Genomic DNA, 16,972 nt, shown 5'->3' with positions numbered 1-16,972 from the left:
CGCGGATCGCGCTAAGGGGGGGAAATGACGACGGCCTTCTATACGCATTCGGATTGCCTGAAACATCAGACACCGACCGGCCATGCCGAACAGGTTGGCCGGCTGCAATCCGTGACAGAGGCCTTGCAGGGGTTTACCGCACTGGATCGGCGCGACGCGCCGGTTGCGCCGGATCGGCTGATCGGTCTGTGCCACCCGCAAAGCTATATCGACCGGATCGCGGCGGCGGAACCACAGCAAGGCTGTATCGCGCTGGATGAAGACACCTTCATGTCACCGGGATCATTGCAAGCCGCGCGCCGCGCCGTTGGTGGTACTTGTGCCGCAATCGATGCGGTGATGACCGGCGAAGTGGCCAATGCCTTTGTCGCCTGCCGCCCGCCCGGCCATCATGCCGAACGTGAAACCCCGATGGGGTTCTGCCTGTTCGGGACCGTCGCCATTGCCGCGAAACACGCGATCATGGCGCATGGGGTGACCCGGGTGGTGATCGTGGATTTCGACGTGCATCACGGCAATGGTACCCAAGAATTGCTGTGGACCGATGACAAGGTTCTGTTCTTTTCCTCGCACCAGTCGCCGCTTTGGCCCGGTACCGGCACCGAATCCGAACGCGGAAAATACGATCAGATCGTGAACCTGCCCTTGGCGCCGCAAACCGGCGGCTTGGAAATGCGCAACATGTATGTGCGTCAGGTGTTTCCGATGATCGAAGCATTCAAACCCGAACTGATCCTGATTTCCGCCGGCTTCGATGCCCACAGCGCCGATCCGCTGGCACAGCTGGAATGGGAAGTGGACGATTATACTTGGATTACCGAACATCTCTGCGATCTGGCTTTACGACATTGCGCGGGCCGCGTTGTCTCGACTTTGGAGGGCGGATATGATCTGACGGCGCTGGCGGCTTCGACCGCCGCGCATGTTCAGGTTTTGATGGAGAAGGGCGCATGAGCGATAAACCCGTCGGCGAAATGAGCTTCGAAGACGCGATGAAAGAGCTGGAACAGGTTGTGGGTCAACTGGAACGCGGCGATGTCGCGCTCGACGATTCCATCAAGCTCTATGAACGCGGTGCTGAATTGAAGAAGCGCTGCGAAACCAAGCTGAAAGAAGCCGAAGAAAAGGTTGCCGCGATCACCCTTGACGGGGACGGAAACCCGACAGGATTGAAGCCGGTCGAAGGTCTGTAAGTGTTCGAAACCCGTTTGAAAGACACTGCGCAGCAGGTGCAGGCGCATCTGGATGCCGTCATCGCACCGATGGGCGATCTGCCCGTGGTGCAGGCGATGCGCTATGCCAGCACCGGCGGCAAACGCCTGCGCGCCTTTCTGGTATTGGAAACGGCGCGGCTGCACGGCATTGCACCGCAACAGGCGATCTGGCCCGCCGCCGCGGTCGAGGCTTTGCATGCCTATTCACTTGTGCATGACGACCTGCCCTGCATGGATGACGACGATCTGCGCCGGGGACTGCCCACGGTGCATATCCAGTGGGATCAGGCCACCGCCGTACTGGCCGGGGATGCGTTGCAGACGCTCGCGTTTGAATTGCTGGCCCGTCCCGAATGTTCGCCCGATGCCGCCGTGCGCGTCGATCTGGTTCTGGGCCTTGCCCGCGCCGTCGGTGCCGAAGGTATGGTTTTGGGACAGGCGCTTGATATCGCCGCAGAAACCGCGCCAGACCCGTTGACGCTGGATCAGATTACCGCATTGCAGGCGGGGAAAACCGGGGCACTGATCGAATGGTCCGCCGCCGCCGGGCCGGTTCTGGCCGGGGCCGATGCGACGCCGCTGCGCACCTATGCGCAGGCGTTAGGGCTTGCCTTTCAGATCGCCGATGACATCTTGGATGTAACGGGTGATGAAGAAACCGCTGGCAAAAGGCTGCAAAAGGACGAAAAGGCGGGCAAGGCCACTTTCGTGTCGCTGCTGGGTCTGGACGGTGCCCGCGCCCGTGCTGCCGAACTGATCGAACAGGCTCACACCGCGTTGGATATCTACGGTGACGCCGCCGAAAGCTTGCGGGACGCCGCCCGTTTCGTTATTGCGCGGCAAAGCTAAACTCCCCGGAGGGGGCCAATGCCAGACAAACCCAAAACCCCGTTGCTCGATGAAATCCATCAGCCGTCCGACCTGAAACGGCTGAATGATCCGCAACTGCGCCAGATTGCCGATGAATTGCGCAGCGAAACCATCAGCGCGGTGTCGGAAACCGGCGGCCATCTCGGCGCGGGCTTGGGCGTGATCGAACTGACCGTCGCCCTGCACGCGGTGTTCGACACCCCCAAGGACAAACTGATCTGGGATGTCAGCCATCAAAGCTATCCGCACAAGATCCTGACCGGGCGGCGTGATCGTATCCGCACGATACGGCAGCAAGGCGGGCTATCGGGCTTCACCAAACGCAGCGAAAGCCCCTATGACCCGTTCGGCGCGGCGCATAGCTCGACCTCGATTTCTGCCGCTTTGGGGTTTGCCGTGGCGCGTGATCTGGGCGGAAGCGCCGAAGGCGGTCTGGGCGACGCCATCGCGGTGATCGGCGACGGGTCGATGAGCGCGGGCATGGCGTTCGAAGCGATGAACAACGCGGGCCACCTGAAAAAGCGGCTTTTCGTCATCCTGAACGACAATGACATGTCGATTGCCCCGCCGGTGGGGGCGTTGTCGAATTACCTGAACCGGCTGTATTCCGGCGAACCGTTTCAAGATTTCAAGGCCGCCGCCAAGGGCGCGGTTAGCCTGCTGCCCGAACCGTTCCGCGAAGGGGCTAAACGGGCCAAGGAAATGCTCAAGGGCATGACCATCGGCGGCACCTTGTTCGAAGAACTGGGCTTTACCTATATCGGTCCAATCGACGGCCACGATATGACCCAATTGCTGCCGGTGCTACGCACGGTCAAGGCGCGGGCCACCGGGCCGGTTCTGATCCATGTGCAGACCAAGAAGGGCAAAGGCTATGCCCCAGCCGAACGCGCCCGCGATCGCGGTCATGCCACCGCCAAATTCGACGTGTTGACCGGCGAACAGAAAAAAGCACCGTCGAACGCGCCCAGCTACACCAACGTCTTTGGCAAGGCGTTGTTGGATCTGGCGGCGCGTGATGACAAGATCTGCGCGGTGACCGCCGCGATGCCTGACGGCACCGGTTTGAACCTGTTCGCCGAACGCTATCCCAGCCGCTGTTTCGATGTCGGTATCGCCGAACAGCATGGTGTGACCTTTTCCGCCGCTCTGGCTGCGGGTGGGCTGAAACCGTTCTGCGCGATGTATTCGACCTTCTTGCAGCGCGGCTATGATCAGGTGGTGCATGATGTCGCCATTCAACGCCTGCCGGTGCGCTTTGCCATCGACCGCGCCGGTCTGGTTGGCGCTGACGGTGCCACCCATGCAGGCAGCTTTGACACCGCTTTTCTGGCCAACCTGCCCGGCATGGTGGTGATGGCCGCCGCCGACGAAGCCGAACTGGTCCATATGGTCGCCACCGCTGCGGCGCATGATGACGGGCCGATCGCTTTCCGCTATCCGCGCGGCGAAGGGGTCGGGGTCGACCTGCCCGAACGCGGCACGCCGTTGCAGATCGGCAAAGGCCGGATGATCCAAAAGGGCAGCCGGGTCGCGATCCTGTCTTTTGGCACAAGGTTGCAGGAGGTGATGAAAGCCTGTGAAAACCTGACCGCCAAAGGGATCAGACCAACCGTGGCCGATGCCCGGTTCGCAAAACCGCTGGACGAAGATCTGATCCTGACATTGGCCCATGATCACGAAGCGCTGATCACCATAGAAGAAGGCGCCATTGGCGGCTTTGGCAGTCATGTCGCGCAATTACTGGCCGAAAACGGTGTCTTCGACAGCGGTTTGCGGTTCAGATCGATGGTTCTGCCCGATATTTTCATCGATCAGGCCTCCCCCGACGTGATGTATGACGTCGCGGGCTTGAGCGCGTCCGATATCGAGGCCAAAGTCCTTGATGCGCTTGGAATTGCTACTATCGGAGAAAAAAGAGCATGAAACGTCTGACTGTCCTGCCGCTTTGCCTGACACTTGGTGCAAATCCCCTCTGGGCTGGCAATCCGCTGAACCGATCATGGAACCCGAAGTCATCGTCGCCGAAGCCGCGTCGTCCTCTTCTGACGCCACTCTGGCGATGGGTGTGGCCTTGCTGGTGGTGACGCTGGTTGCAATCGGGCCGAAATAAGCGGAATCAGCCCCCGGTCGTCAGCATCGCAGCCAACCCATCGCGATAGCTGGGATATTTCAACCGAATGCCCAATTCGGTCTTGATGCGATCATTCCGCACCCGTTTCGATTCCGCATAGAAACTGCGCGCCATCGGCGTCATGTCCGCCGTTTCAAACGGGATGGCGGGCGGCACCGGCATCTGCAACAACTCTGCCGCATGGGCGATCACGTCTTCGGGGGGGGCTGGATCGTCATCGCACAGGTTATAAATCGCACCCGGATTGGGGGTTTGGATCGACGCTTCCAGTACCTGCGCGATATCTTCGACGTGAATCCGGCTGAACACCTGATTTTCCTTGATGATCCGCCGCGCGGTACCGTTTCGGACCTTGGCAAACGGACCGCGACCGGGGCCATAGATGCCCGCCAGCCGAAAAATATGCAGCGGCAACCCGGCAATACCGCGCCATTCCGTTTCGGCGGCAACCCGCATCTGGCCGCGTTTGGTGGCCGGGGTCAGCGGGGTAAACTCGTCGACCCAATCGCCGCCATGATCGCCGTAAACCCCGGTGGTCGACAGATACCCGACCCAGTCGAACCGATCCGCCCGCGCCGCGATCTGATCGCGGTAAAGCCGCAGCACCGGATCACCGTCGGCATCCGGCCCGGCGGAAATCAACAAATGGCTGGCCTGATCCAGAACCGGGGACAGGTCGGTATCGGGCCACTGCACCGGGTCCACCCCTGCCGCGCGCAGGCTTTCGAACTTTTCCGGTTTGCGGGTGGTGCCGATCACCCGCCATCCCTGCGGGATCAGCAGCTTGGCAAGCGCAGCGGCGCTATAGCCGTGGCCAAAGGAAATCAATGTCTTGGTCATGCGGTCGCTCTGGGCCTTCATCTGGAAAACGGCAGGGCTTACCCGTGTTTGCGCGGCAGGTATTCCACCCCGCCCTGTTTATTGGCTGGCTGCGGATAAAGACGCATCAGATCCATCACTTCGATCGGCATGTCGGTGCTGACCGGCAGCCCCATCTGCTGCGCTTCTTCGGCCGAAATCGGGTAATCGTGGGTCCACACGCCTGACGCCAGCTTGTTGGCGACTTCCTTGGCCTGCGCGGCATCCATGTGGCTGGCCAACAGGTCTTCGGCTTCAGTGCGAACCTGAACGATGGCTTTTTGCGCAATATCAGCATTGATCAGCGTGGCGTCTTCCAGGTCTTTCACCGGCTTCTTCGCCACCGCCGCCAATATCGAAGCGGCGGGTTGTTGCCCCAACTGCGGATCAACCGGACCCAGAACCGCGTGGCGGTTCATCACGATCTGATCCGCAGCCAAAGCAAGAAGAGTCCCCCCCGACATTGCATAATGCGGCACCAGAATGCGCACATCGGCCTTGTGCTTCTTCAGTGCCCGGCTGATCTGCACCGCAGCCAGAACCATACCGCCCGGGGTATGCACGACAAAATCGATCGGGGTGTCATCATCGGTATTGTCGATCACCCGCAACACCTGTTCGCTGTCTTGCACATCGATATAACGGATCAACGGAATGCCAAGGATGCTCATGGTTTCCTGCCGGTGGACCAACACGATCACCCGCGATCCGCGTTTGCGCTGAATTTCGTCGATCTTGCGCTGGCGCATCGCCTCTTGCACCTTTTTCTGCAGAACCGGCTGCAGCACCATAAGCAGGACAAAAATCCAGATCAACGACATGAAATCCATCGGGCGGTCCTTTCAGTGACATCAAATCGATTGTGGCCGTCCCGGCCTGCCGGTGCAAGCATCAGCCACTATTCAATCGCCCAAATAGGCCCGCAGCGCGGCGGATGGGGTTTCAAACAGGTCTTTCGTGGGCTGCGGCGTGCTGACCGTTCCATCGGCCACGACTGCCGTCAAATCCGCGATCATTCGCGCATCATCGGGGTCATGGCTGACCATGATCAGGGTGCCGCCAATATCGGCCATCACGTCCCGAACCAGCCGCAACATATCGCGTTTCAGCGCCGGACCCAGCGCGGCAAACGGTTCGTCCAGCAACACCAGCGGCCGGCGCTGAACCAAAATCCGTGCCAAGGCCACCCGGCTTTGTTGTCCGCCCGACAGGTTGCCGGGTTTGCGATCCCCCAGCCCCGCCAATCCGACCCGGCGCAGCGCGTCTTGCACCTGATCCCGTTCGGCCTGATCCAGTTTCAGATCGGGACGCAGGCCCAGACTGACATTCTGTAGCGCGCTCAGGTGGGGGAACAGGTTGTTGTCCTGAAACAGCATCGCGATTGGCCGCTGGCCGGGCACTTGCCCGGTGATATCACGCCCCTGCCACATCACCCGACCCGATTGCGGTGGGAAAAATCCCGCGATGACGTTCAGCAGGGTCGATTTTCCTGCCCCCGACGGGCCGATCAGGGCCAATATGCGACCCTGTTCGAGCGTAAAATCAACCGCTAGGCTGAAATCGTCCTGAACGATCCGCACCAGTTCAAGCGTCAACATCACCGCGCCCTCCTTTGTCCAATATCCAAAACAGGCCCAAACTGGACATCAGCAATACCAACCCGGCCCCGGCGGCGGCTTCCATCCGAAATGCTCCCATCAGCCGGTACATCTGTAGTGGCAGGGTGGCGTGGCTAGGATCGGCGAACAACGTGATCACCCCCAGATCACCCATCGACATCGCCGCCGTCAGACCGGCCGCAAACCCCAGCGCCCGCCGCGCCCGGGGCAGCAACAGCAACCGCAGCCGGGTCCAGCCGGTCAGGCCCAGACTATCCGCCAACCGGCCATAATTCTGCTCGGACGCGCGCAAGGACGGGATGAGCACGCGCAGGGTAAACGGCAGCGCCATCAGCGCATTGACCAGACCCGTCACCGCAAAGGCCAACCGTGCCGGATCGGCAAAGGGATGCACGATCAGGAACAACCCGGTGCCCAGAACCAGCGGTGAACTGACAATTCCGAACAGCCCGATCACTTCGATCCATCCGCGCCGCAGCGCGGTCAATGCCAAAGGCAGCGCCAGCGCCAGCGTCAGCGCGGTCGACAACAGTGCGATCGTCACCGAAACCCACAGCGCCGAATAGACCTGAGCGGGCATTCTGGACCAGCCAGCGATGCCGTTGATCACCACCATCGTCAGCGGCAGCAATAAAAATAGCGCCGCAAAAATCAGAATCAAAGCATCATTCAGCCGTAACAGGGTCGATTGCGCATCCCAGCGCGTCACCACCCGATCCAACCCGGCGCCAAATCCTTCGCCGTGCGAATATTTGAGCGCGAACAGCGCCACAATGCCCACCAACAGGGTCTGAATCACCGCCAACATCGCGGCACGACCCAAATCGAAATCGAACCGGAACGCCTGATAGATCGCCAATTCCACCGTGGTCGCCTTTGGCCCGCCGCCAAGGGTCAGTGCGACGGTGAAACTGCTCAGGCAGAGCGCGAAAATCACCACGAACGCCCCCGGCGCAGCGGCCCGCAACATCGGAAATTCCAATTGCCGGGCGATTTGGCCCGCGCTCAGGTTCAGGCTGGCGGCCAACCGGAACCGTTCCGCCGGGATCTGCTGCCAGGCTTGCAGCAGGATGCGCGTGGCCAGCGGCAGATTGAAAAACACATGCGCCAACACCACCCCGTGCAGGCCATAGATCTGCACGGGTGGCACCCCGATCCAGATCAGCAGGCTGTTTAGCGCGCCGCTACGCCCGAAAACCGCCAACAGGCCCAGAACCGCCACGATCACCGGCAGGATGAAAGGCGCCCCCAGCAGTGTGATCAACACCCCACGGCCGCGAAATTGCCGCCGCGCCAAGGCACGGGCGACAGGGATTGCCAAAACCGTGCTGAACAGCGCCGACAACGTTGCTTGGGTGATTGAAAACCGGATCGCCGCCCAATCGCCGGGGCCGGGTAAAACCCCGCCCCCGGCTTTGACAAAAACCATGATCAGCGGCCCGAAAATGAACAGCAGGACAAACCCTGCCGCCGCGTATCCCGGGCCACTTCTGATCATTGCGTCAACGCCTCGAGCCATTCGGCCAGCGCCGCGTCGCGTATGGTATCCGCATCGGCTGGGGGCACCATCAAGGCCTTTTCAGGCTGAATCAGGGTCTCGAATCCTTCCGGCAACCCCGTTTCGGGGGTCACGGCGGGATACATCCAGTTGGTGGTCGGGATCACCGACTGGAACGCATCTGTCACCATGAACTGCAAAAACTGATCGGCCAATTCAGGCTGATCGGTTCCGGCGATTTTGCCCGCGACTTCGATCTGAAGATAATGTCCTTCGGTAAAAGGCGCCGCCGTTTTCGATGCGTCTTCTTCGGCGATCAGGTGATAGGCGGGCGATGTGGTGTAAGACAGAACCATATCCGCCTCGCCTTCCAGAAACAGCCCGTAAGCTTCGGACCAACCCTTGGTCACTGTGACGATGTTGTCGCTCAGGCCCGCCCAGATCGCCGGGGCCTCGTCGCCATAGGCCGCTTTCACCCACATCAGCAGGCCCAGACCGGGGGTCGAACTGCGCGGGTCCTGGATGACGATTTTCAGATCGCTGTCAGCCAGCGCTTTGAAATCGGCGGGGGCATTTTCCAGATCGGCATTCTGAACGAAGGCGAAATAGCCCCAGTCATAAGGCACGAAAAGCGGATCGTTCCACGCCACCGGCAGAGCGTATTCGGCGCTGACCGGGGATTGCGCGAACAGCCCGGTCGCGGCGGCAGCGGCAGTCAGGTTGGTGTCCAGCCCCAGAACCACGTCGGCCTCGGTGCGCGCACCTTCCAGCTTCAACCGCCCCAACAAAGCCGCGCCATCGCCGGCACCGACGAATTGAAGGTCGCAATCGCAGACCTCTTCGAACGCTTTTTCCACCGCCGGGCCGGGGCCCCAGTCGGACACGAAACTGTCATAGGTGTAGATTGTCAAAACGGGTGTTTCGGCCACGGCTGTGGTGGCAGCAAACAATCCCGTGGCAAATGCAAGATACTTCATTGGTATCCTCCTCACTGCGACGGGCGGAGTCAGAACGGATACCATTATCCAAACCTTCCCTCCGCCGGTCTTAACCGGTTCAGGTTCAACGGGTTCGCAATATCGCATCTCAGCCGGTCACAACGCGTGGCAGGCACCCCGAGGTAAGCGCAGACCTAGCGCCACAGATCACGCGTTTCAAGGCAAAACAGCTTGAGCGCCACGGCCACCCTTTGTATTGCAGGCATCAAAGGAGCGCTGCAATGAGCATGAACACTTTCGGTCACCTGTTCCGCGTCACCACCTGGGGCGAAAGCCACGGGCCTGCCTTGGGGGCAACGGTGGATGGCTGCCCGCCCGAAGTGCCGGTCGATGCGGCGATGTTGCAGCACTGGCTGGACATGCGCCGTCCGGGGCAGAACAAAAACACCACACAGCGCAATGAACCCGACGCGGTGAAAATCCTGTCGGGCGTGTTTGACGGCAAAACCACCGGCACACCAATTCAGTTGATGATCGAAAACACCGATCAGCGGTCACGCGATTACGGTGAGATTTCACAAACCTTCCGCCCCGGGCATGCTGACCTTACTTATCATTTGAAATACGGTAACCGCGATTACCGCGGCGGTGGCCGGTCTTCGGCCCGCGAAACCGCCGCCCGAGTGGCCGCCGGAGGTGTGGCGCGCGAAGCGATCAAGGCGATGGTGCCGGGATTGCAGATCAAGGGCTACATGACCGCGATGGGTGATCTTGAAATCGACCGGGAAAAATTCGACTGGGATGCCATTGATCAGAATGATTTCTGGATTCCACAAACGGCCGACATCGCGCAACACTGGGAAGATTACCTGCAAAAGCTGCGCAAGGATCACGATTCCGTCGGCGCCGTGGTCGAAGTGGTGGCGCGCGGCGTTCCTGCCGGCATTGGCGCCCCGGTCTATGGCAAGCTCGACACCGATCTGGCCGCCGCGATGATGTCGATCAACGCCGTCAAGGGCGTCGAGATCGGCGAAGGCATGGCAGCGGCGAAACTGCGCGGGTCGCAAAACGCCGATGAAATCTTCATGGGTAATGATGGTCAGCCTGTGTTTTCCTCGAACCACGCGGGTGGCATTCTTGGCGGGATTTCCACCGGGCAAGACGTGGTGGTGCGCTTTGCCGTCAAGCCGACGTCGTCGATTCTGACCCCGCGCCAATCAATCCGCCGGGACGGCACCGCGACCGAGGTGATCACCAAGGGCCGCCACGACCCCTGCGTTGGCATCCGCGCGGTTCCGGTGGCCGAAGCGATGATGGCCTGCGTGATCCTCGATCACCTGCTGTTGCACCGCGGTCAGATCGGCGAAAATCGCGGCACCATCGGGTGATGGACCCTCTGCGTCAGACCCTGCGGGATATTGCCGGGCGCGACATGGCGCAGGACAGCGCCCATGATCTGGCGCATCTGGATCGGGTCTGGTCCACTTGCACCCGGATCGCAGCGGCAGAAGGCGGCAATCGCAAGGTGCTGCTGGCAGCGGCTTACCTGCACGATCTGGTCAACCTGCCCAAGGACGCACCGAACCGGACGCAGGCGTCGCAACTGGCCGCAAAGGCCGCTGCGCCGCATCTGCAAACACTGGGATTTTCCAAAACCGAGATTGCCCAAACCCGTCACGCCATCGAAGCCCACAGCTTTTCCGCTGGAATAGAGCCTGAAACCCAAGAAGCCCGCATCCTGCGCGATGCCGACCGGATGGATGCGATCGGGGCCATCGGCATTGCCCGGGCGTTTGCCGTGTCGGGCCAGTTGAACCGCCCTATCCATCACCCCGATGACCCTTTCGCCATCCACCGCACCCCGGATGACGGCGCCTATGCGCTGGATCACTGGCCGGCTAAGCTGTTGCGGTTGGCCGACGGCATGACAACCGAAACCGGGCGCGCATTGGCGCAGAAACGCCTTTCGTCAATGCACCGCTACCTGTCCGATCTCGCTGACGAAATCGGCACCGAACCGCCGCAACATTGGACCTTTCAGACATGATCGACATCCTTTCCATCACCTTCCCGATCTTCGCGGCCATCGCCTTTGGCTTTGCCGTGGTCCGGTTCGGCATGTTCAGCCCGACCGACATGAAAATCATGGGGAAATACGTTCAGAACATCGCCCTGCCCGCGCTGCTATGCGCCGCATTGGTGAAACGCGATCTGGCCGAAGTGCTGGACCTGTCCTATATCGTGGTTTTCGCCGTCGGCGGGGTGGCGACGATCGCGGTGATGTATGCGATCTTGTCGGTGCAGGGCACAGGCCCGGCGCGTCGCGCCATCGGGGTGATGGGGGCAAGCTGTCCCAATTCCGGCTTTGTCGGCTATCCGGTCATGTTGCTGCTGTTTCCCGACAAGGCGGGCATCATTCTGGCGTTGAACTTCGTCGTGGAAAATTTCGTTCTGATCCCGATCGGTCTGGTGTTGCTGGAATCGTCGCGCGACCAGACGCATAAAAGCCGCTGGCACATGCTGGGATCGCTGTTCCTGTCGATCCTGAAACGGCCGCTTTTCATCGGCTTGCTGGCCGGGCTGGCGGTCATGCTGTCGGGGGTCACGCTGCCTGCGGCGGGGCTGCGGTTGCTCGATATGCTGGCGGCTTCTGCCAGCGCCTTGGCGCTGTTCGTGATCGGTGGATCGCTGTTCGGGCTGCCGTTGAAAGGAAATCAGGTTCTGGCGACGCAAATTATCTTGGGTAAGCTGATCCTGCACCCGGCGCTGGTGGCTGCGGCGGCGCTGTTGCTGCCGCTGATCGGCCTGCCGATGCTGGGGGCGGACATGCACATGGCGGTGATCCTGTCGGCGGCGATGCCGATGTTTCTGATCTACACCGTTTTCGCACTGGATTACGGCCACGAAGGCGTGGCCTCGATCGCGCTTCTGGGGGCGACTTTTGGGTCCTTTGTGACCCTCAGTATCCTGCTGGCCGTGCTGGTCTGACCCCGAATTTTCCGGGATTTATCGTGCCAAAACCGGTTTCGTTGCGGTCGCAGCGATTGTGCCCACACTTCCGGGGGCGGGCGGGTTGTAGCCAACGAGTCACAGATCGACCGCTTCAAACCAAAAAGAGTGCCTTTTGACGCCCATTCGGCTATGATGCCGGGAAATTACAAGTGGCAGGCAACCCCGGGACAAGGGAAATCTGCCCGGGACGAAAGAGCAGGTTATGAAAATTCTAGCGTCGATCCGGCCTGCACTGGCCGCGTTCGGGCTGATGCTCGCGACGGGTATCGGCCCCTTGGCAATCCTCGTTCTGGATGCCCAACCGGCGCGGGCGCAGGTGGCTTTGGATCTGCGCGATGCCGATATCCGCAGCTTTATCGAAATCGTCTCCGAAGCGACCAACCGCCGTTTCATTCTGGACCCCGAAGTGCGCGGCAACGTCACTGTTCTTGCCCCCGACGACATGTCCGCAGATGAACTTTACGAAGTCTTTCTCAGCGTGCTGGAACTCAATGGCCTGACCTTGATCGAAGGCGGCGGGGCGGATCGGATCGTGGCCATGCGCAATGCGCGCGGATTGGCGTCGGGACCGGATGTTGCCGGCAGCAAAGGCACCTATGAAACAAGGGTGATCGAAGTCGAAAACGCACCCTTGCAAGATGTCGTCGAAGTGGTGCGGCCATTGTTGCCCGCCGATGCGATCCTGACCCCGGTGCCCGGTTCTAAGATGCTGATCCTGTCCGACCGCGGTCAGAATTTCCGCCGGATCGAAGCGCTGATCCGCCGTCTGGACCAACCGCGCGATGAACCGATTCAGATGATCAGGCTGCGCAATGCCAACGCGTCCGAAGTGGCTCAGGTGATTCAGTCGATGGGCATCTTGCCGGACGGCGCGGCGCTGTCGGTGGATCGCCGGTCCAACGCCCTTGTGGTGTCCGGTTCCGCCGATTTTCGGGAAAAGATCCGGGTGTTGGCATCGCGGCTGGATACCCAGCAAAACAACGTCGTCAGTCACGCGGTGGGGCTGAACTATGCCGATGCTGCCGCGCTGGCGGATGTAGTGTTGCGCGCCATCACCAACGAACAGCAAGGCGCGAACGAAGCCCCCATCCATATCGTGCCGGAACCACAGACCAATACATTGCTGGTGACGGCACCGCAGGACCGGATGGACGATATCGTCAGCATGATCCGCTATCTTGACCGCCGCCCGCGTCAGGTTCTGGTCGAAGCGGTGATCTTTGAAATGTCGGTCGACGGCTTTGCCGATCTGGCGGTGCAATGGGCCGGAATTCTGAACAATGCGGTGGTTGGCGGGGCGCAATTCACGCTGGAGGGCCGTCCCAGCCTGACCAATCTGGTGGCCTCGGTCCTCAACGGCACCACCATCGATGCCGGATCGGGCGGGATCATTGCCGGGGTGCCGTCACAGGGCGACCGCGGCGTCGCCGGGTTCCTGTCTGCCGTGGCCTCGACCACCTCGACCCGACTGTTATCGACCCCGTCGATCATGACCCTGAACAATCAAGAAGCCGAAATCGTCGTGGCGCAGAACGTGCCTTTCGTCACCGGGGCCTATTCCACCGTCGGCGATAGCGCGGTGGAAAACCCGTTTCAGACCATCGAACGGCAGGATGTCGGCCTGACCCTGAACGTCACGCCACAGATCAACGCCGACCGCACCGTGCGGATGGATATCAAGCAAGAAGTGTCGAACCTGACCTCGTCGCAGGCGGCTTCGGGCGGGGAAATCACTTCGAAACGGTCGCTGTCGACATCCGTTCTGGTGCGTGATGGCAACGTGATCTTGCTTGGCGGATTGTTGGAAAACGGCTCAGGGTCAGTCAGCCAAAGGGTGCCGGGCATTTCCAAACTGCCGCTGATCGGCGGGTTGTTCCGGGGCAAGAACGCCACCAAGAACCAACGGGTTCTGTTGGTGCTGTTGCGCCCACAGGTGGTCAATTCCGAACAAGAAGCGCAGGACCTCAGCCGCAAAATCGCCCGTGATGCGCGCAAAGCAAGCCTTGCCATCGAACCCCTGGATGACGGAAAGTACCCGAAATCACCGTCCGGGGCGCTGCCCTTTGACGGGGTTGACCTGAACCAACCGTTTGATGCCGGATTCGTCGATGATGTCGCGCAACGCCGAAACTTCCCACCGCTTCCCAGCCGAATCCAGTTTGGCAACTAAGCTGCCCTTCGCTTTTGCCCGTGATCAGCAGGTTTTGCTGGAGGACGGGCGGCTGATCGTCGGCCCCGCCGTCACCCAGCTTGGCCTGCGCGAAGCGCAGCGGCGGCTGGGTCTGGTCCCCGATGTCGATGTGCAGGAAACCGATCAGGCCGGGTTCGAAACCGCGCTGGCGCGAATATACAACGCCGGCGAAACCGATGCCGATACTGGCACCGATCCCGAACTTCTGTTCGATCTCGAAGACAGCGCTGCCAATGCCCGGCAGCGCGATCTGCTGGACGATCCCGGCGACGCGCCGGTGATCCAGCTGGTCAATCGGTTGCTGAAACGGGCCGTGCTGAACGGGGCGTCGGACCTGCATGTGGAACCACATGAACACGGGCTGCGGGTGCGGATGCGGATCGATGGCTTCCTGCAAGAAGTGATGGACCGCCCCGACGTGCCGGTGAAACGGATCGTGTCGCGGCTCAAGGTGATGGCCGGGTTGGATATCGCCGAAACCCGGCTGCCGCAGGACGGGCGCATTCCGCTGACGCTGGGCGGGCGGATGATCGACACACGGGTATCATCGCTGCCCGGTCATTACGGCGAACGCATCGTTTTGCGGATTCTTGATCGCTCGGCAGGGTTGATGCCGCTAACCGATCTGGGCCTGACCCGGACGCAGCAGACCTTGTTGAAACGGCTGTCGGCGCTGCCCAACGGGATCATTCTGGCCACTGGCCCGACCGGCGCGGGCAAGACAACGACGCTTTATTCGCTGTTGCAACTGGCTGACCGGGCCGAACGCAATATCGTCACCGTCGAAGACCCGATCGAATACGATCTGCCCGGCATATCGCAAAGTCAGATCAACGCCGATATCGGCATGACCTTCGCTGCCGGTCTGCGTGCCACGCTGCGGCAAGACCCGGATGTGATTCTGGTGGGTGAAATCCGCGATCCCGAAACCGCCAGCGTCGCGACTCAGGCCGCGCTGACCGGGCATTTGGTGTTTTCGTCTCTGCATGCCAACAGCTCGATCGGGGCCATCGTGCGGCTGCGCGATCTCGGCCTCGACAATTTCCTGATCGCCGCCACTTTGCGCGGGGTTATTGCGCAGCGGTTATTGCGCAAACTTTGCCCTGACTGTCGCCGCCCGCACCAACCAACCGAAGACGAAGCCGACCTTTTTCGCCGTCACGGCATCGCGGTGCCTGATGTGCTTTATGAACCTTTCGGCTGCGACACCTGTGGTGGCTCCGGCCATTCCGGTCGGATCGGGATTTTCGAAATGATCGAAGTGGGCGAAACCCTGCGCGCCGCGATTGATCGGGGCGCCACCGAAACCGAAATGAAGACGCATGCGCTGGGCGTCAGTGAAACCCTGTTCGGGCAGGGGCTGACGGCAGCTGCGGCGGGAACGTCCAGCCTGACCGAAACCCTGCGCGTGGTTGGGGACGTCGCGTGAAGGCCTATGCTTATACCGCCTATACAAGGACAGGGCGGCGCAAATCCGGCACCGTTGTAGCCGAAACCGAAGCGGACGCAGCGGCGCAGCTGACCAAGCAGGAACTTTTCGTTGCCGAAGTTTCGGCCACCCGGAACCGGGCCACCGGCGGCATGAAATCGGGACTTCGCAGCCGGCTGAACGCCGATCTGCAAGCGGTCTTCACCCGCCAGATGGCAGTGATGCTAGCAGCCGAATTGCCGGTCGAAGCGGCGCTCGAAGCGGTGCGGACCGGCGGTCATCCGGCGCTGGACGCGGTGGCGGCTCAGGCGCGGGCGGCGCTGATGGACGGCGCGGCCCTGTCAGAAGCGCTCGATGGCACCGGCGCGGGATTTCCGCCCTATTTTCTGGCCGCGATCCGGGCGGGTGAATCCGCTGGGGATCTGGCCGGGGTGTTTTCCGAACTGGCCGATCATCTCGATCAATTGGGGACGGACAAGGCGCAGATTTCCACCGCGCTGATCTATCCCGCCTTTGTCGCGGCGGTGTCGATGCTGGTCTGCGGTATCCTGATGACCACCGTCGCGCCGGAAATCGTCGCGATGTTCGAAATGTCGGGCCGGCCCTTGCCACAACTGACCCGCACCGTGCTGGCCGTGTCGGATTGGATACAGGCGCATCTGGTGGGGCTGGCCGTTGGTTTTGTCGCATTGCTGGTGCTGGGCGTGGCGACGCCCCGAGTTGAGGTGCTCAAGGACATCCGTGACCGGGTTGTCCTCGGGTTGCCGGTTCTGGGTCGGCTGAAGCGGTTGGCCGAAGCGGTGCAATATATGCGCACGCTGGCTCTGGTGCTGGGCAGCCGCCACGCCGTGCTCAGCGCGGTCGACAGCGCGGTGGATGTGCTGACCGTGGCCGGGTTTCGCAGTGAAGCCCAACAGGTCGCGACCGCAGTACGCCAAGGGGAAAGCCTGTCTTCGTCGCTGCAACGGCTCAGCTTCCTGCCGCCGGTTGCCCGGCAACTGATCCATGCCGGTGAAACTTCTGTCCGGCTGGCACAGATGACCGAACGGGCGGCGATTCTGGTCGAACATCGGCTGTCGACCGAACGCAAACGCATCGCGGCGTTGCTGGAACCGATGCTGATGATGATCGTCGGCGGTATGGTCTTGGTGATCGTGCTGGCGGTATTGCTGCCGATCTTCGACCTACAGGCAATCGTGGCCGGGTAGG

At 61.3% G+C, this 16,972-nt stretch carries 15 protein-coding genes and 1 riboswitch; of the genes, 10 read left to right on the top strand and 5 right to left on the bottom strand.

All coding sequences use genetic code 11. The features are described from left to right. Positions 1-24: 24 nt before the first annotated feature. From TG4357_RS03590 to dxs, 4 genes are read left to right on the top strand one after another with little or no spacing between them, the layout of a single operon-like run. Positions 25-954, top strand: a complete 930-nt coding sequence (locus TG4357_RS03590; protein ID WP_058261493.1) for a histone deacetylase family protein — start codon at positions 25-27, stop codon at positions 952-954. Then, positions 951-1,193 carry an exodeoxyribonuclease VII small subunit gene (locus TG4357_RS03585; protein ID WP_058261492.1) on the top strand — a complete coding sequence of 81 codons (243 nt, stop codon included), beginning with the start codon at positions 951-953 and terminating at the stop codon, positions 1,191-1,193. Before TG4357_RS03590 ends, TG4357_RS03585 begins: the two co-directional genes overlap by 4 nt. Further along, positions 1,194-2,063, top strand: coding sequence for a polyprenyl synthetase family protein (locus tag TG4357_RS03580; RefSeq protein WP_058261491.1), 870 nt, complete (start codon positions 1,194-1,196; stop codon positions 2,061-2,063). Between the two features lie 18 nt (positions 2,064-2,081). Continuing rightward, the gene (gene dxs / locus TG4357_RS03575; RefSeq protein ID WP_058261490.1) at positions 2,082-4,010 is read left to right on the top strand and encodes a 1-deoxy-D-xylulose-5-phosphate synthase; all 1,929 of its coding nucleotides are present in this window, start codon (positions 2,082-2,084) and stop codon (positions 4,008-4,010) included. A 193-nt stretch (positions 4,011-4,203) separates the two neighbouring features. On the opposite strand, the gene TG4357_RS03570 is transcribed toward dxs, so the two are convergent. From TG4357_RS03570 to thiB, 5 genes are all read right to left on the bottom strand, one after another. After that, positions 4,204-5,058 carry an SDR family oxidoreductase gene (locus TG4357_RS03570; protein ID WP_058261548.1) on the bottom strand — a complete coding sequence of 285 codons (855 nt, stop codon included), beginning with the start codon at positions 5,056-5,058 and terminating at the stop codon, positions 4,204-4,206. A gap of 38 nt (positions 5,059-5,096) precedes the next feature. Beyond that, the gene (locus tag TG4357_RS03565; RefSeq protein ID WP_058261489.1) at positions 5,097-5,906 is read right to left on the bottom strand and encodes an SDH family Clp fold serine proteinase; all 810 of its coding nucleotides are present in this window, start codon (positions 5,904-5,906) and stop codon (positions 5,097-5,099) included. A gap of 72 nt (positions 5,907-5,978) precedes the next feature. Continuing rightward, entirely contained in the window at positions 5,979-6,674 is a 696-nt protein-coding gene (locus tag TG4357_RS03560; protein WP_058261488.1) for a thiamine ABC transporter ATP-binding protein, read from the bottom strand. Then, positions 6,661-8,193 (bottom strand): thiamine/thiamine pyrophosphate ABC transporter permease ThiP, encoded by a 1,533-nt coding sequence (locus TG4357_RS03555; protein WP_425329295.1) that lies wholly within the window; start codon positions 8,191-8,193, stop codon positions 6,661-6,663. The genes TG4357_RS03560 and TG4357_RS03555 overlap by 14 nt, the downstream gene beginning before the upstream one ends. After that, positions 8,190-9,170 carry a thiamine ABC transporter substrate binding subunit gene (thiB, locus tag TG4357_RS03550; protein WP_058261486.1) on the bottom strand — a complete coding sequence of 327 codons (981 nt, stop codon included), beginning with the start codon at positions 9,168-9,170 and terminating at the stop codon, positions 8,190-8,192. Before thiB ends, TG4357_RS03555 begins: the two co-directional genes overlap by 4 nt. A 39-nt stretch (positions 9,171-9,209) precedes the next feature. Beyond that, a riboswitch (TPP riboswitch) is annotated at positions 9,210-9,321 on the bottom strand. Positions 9,322-9,412: 91 nt separating this feature from the next. Here thiB and aroC point away from each other — a divergent pair. The 6 genes from aroC (at position 9,413) to TG4357_RS03520 (ending at position 16,971) form a co-directional block, all read left to right on the top strand. Further along, entirely contained in the window at positions 9,413-10,519 is a 1,107-nt protein-coding gene (gene aroC, locus TG4357_RS03545) for a chorismate synthase (protein WP_058261485.1), read from the top strand. After that, entirely contained in the window at positions 10,519-11,178 is a 660-nt protein-coding gene (locus TG4357_RS03540) for an HD domain-containing protein (protein ID WP_058261484.1), read from the top strand. Before aroC ends, TG4357_RS03540 begins: the two co-directional genes overlap by 1 nt. Beyond that, positions 11,175-12,119, top strand: a complete 945-nt coding sequence (locus TG4357_RS03535) for an AEC family transporter (RefSeq protein WP_058261483.1) — start codon at positions 11,175-11,177, stop codon at positions 12,117-12,119. Before TG4357_RS03540 ends, TG4357_RS03535 begins: the two co-directional genes overlap by 4 nt. A 226-nt stretch (positions 12,120-12,345) precedes the next feature. After that, the gene (locus TG4357_RS03530; RefSeq protein ID WP_082644056.1) at positions 12,346-14,313 is read left to right on the top strand and encodes a secretin GspD/PilQ domain-containing protein; all 1,968 of its coding nucleotides are present in this window, start codon (positions 12,346-12,348) and stop codon (positions 14,311-14,313) included. Then, positions 14,252-15,763 carry a GspE/PulE family protein gene (locus tag TG4357_RS03525; RefSeq protein WP_233487420.1) on the top strand — a complete coding sequence of 504 codons (1,512 nt, stop codon included), beginning with the start codon at positions 14,252-14,254 and terminating at the stop codon, positions 15,761-15,763. Before TG4357_RS03530 ends, TG4357_RS03525 begins: the two co-directional genes overlap by 62 nt. Beyond that, on the top strand, positions 15,760-16,971 hold the full coding sequence (locus TG4357_RS03520) for a type II secretion system F family protein (RefSeq protein WP_058261482.1): 1,212 nt from the start codon (positions 15,760-15,762) through the stop codon (positions 16,969-16,971). The genes TG4357_RS03525 and TG4357_RS03520 overlap by 4 nt, the downstream gene beginning before the upstream one ends. Position 16,972 lies beyond the last annotated feature (1 nt).

This window comes from Thalassovita gelatinovora (assembly GCF_001458355.1).
Classification (GTDB): Bacteria; Pseudomonadota; Alphaproteobacteria; order Rhodobacterales; family Rhodobacteraceae; genus Thalassobius; species Thalassobius gelatinovorus.
Note: the sequence above shows the minus strand (reverse complement) of the source record. Positions and strands in the feature narration are given on the sequence as shown.

Excerpts from the sequence above, each read along its gene's own strand:
- TG4357_RS03525 (WP_233487420.1), top strand. The coding sequence starts at position 14,252 with ATGATGTCGCGCAACGCCGAAACTTCCCACCGCTTCCCAGCCGAATCC.
- aroC (WP_058261485.1), top strand. The coding sequence starts at position 9,413 with ATGAGCATGAACACTTTCGGTCACCTGTTCCGCGTCACCACCTGGGGC.
- TG4357_RS03570 (WP_058261548.1), bottom strand. The coding sequence starts at position 5,058 with ATGACCAAGACATTGATTTCCTTTGGCCACGGCTATAGCGCCGCTGCG.
- TG4357_RS03585 (WP_058261492.1), top strand. The coding sequence starts at position 951 with ATGAGCGATAAACCCGTCGGCGAAATGAGCTTCGAAGACGCGATGAAA.
- TG4357_RS03540 (WP_058261484.1), top strand. The coding sequence starts at position 10,519 with ATGGACCCTCTGCGTCAGACCCTGCGGGATATTGCCGGGCGCGACATG.
- TG4357_RS03555 (WP_425329295.1), bottom strand. The coding sequence starts at position 8,193 with ATGATCAGAAGTGGCCCGGGATACGCGGCGGCAGGGTTTGTCCTGCTG.
- dxs (WP_058261490.1), top strand. The coding sequence starts at position 2,082 with ATGCCAGACAAACCCAAAACCCCGTTGCTCGATGAAATCCATCAGCCG.
- TG4357_RS03535 (WP_058261483.1), top strand. The coding sequence starts at position 11,175 with ATGATCGACATCCTTTCCATCACCTTCCCGATCTTCGCGGCCATCGCC.
- TG4357_RS03565 (WP_058261489.1), bottom strand. The coding sequence starts at position 5,906 with ATGGATTTCATGTCGTTGATCTGGATTTTTGTCCTGCTTATGGTGCTG.
- thiB (WP_058261486.1), bottom strand. The coding sequence starts at position 9,170 with ATGAAGTATCTTGCATTTGCCACGGGATTGTTTGCTGCCACCACAGCC.
- TG4357_RS03530 (WP_082644056.1), top strand. The coding sequence starts at position 12,346 with ATGAAAATTCTAGCGTCGATCCGGCCTGCACTGGCCGCGTTCGGGCTG.
- TG4357_RS03590 (WP_058261493.1), top strand. The coding sequence starts at position 25 with ATGACGACGGCCTTCTATACGCATTCGGATTGCCTGAAACATCAGACA.
- TG4357_RS03560 (WP_058261488.1), bottom strand. The coding sequence starts at position 6,674 with ATGTTGACGCTTGAACTGGTGCGGATCGTTCAGGACGATTTCAGCCTA.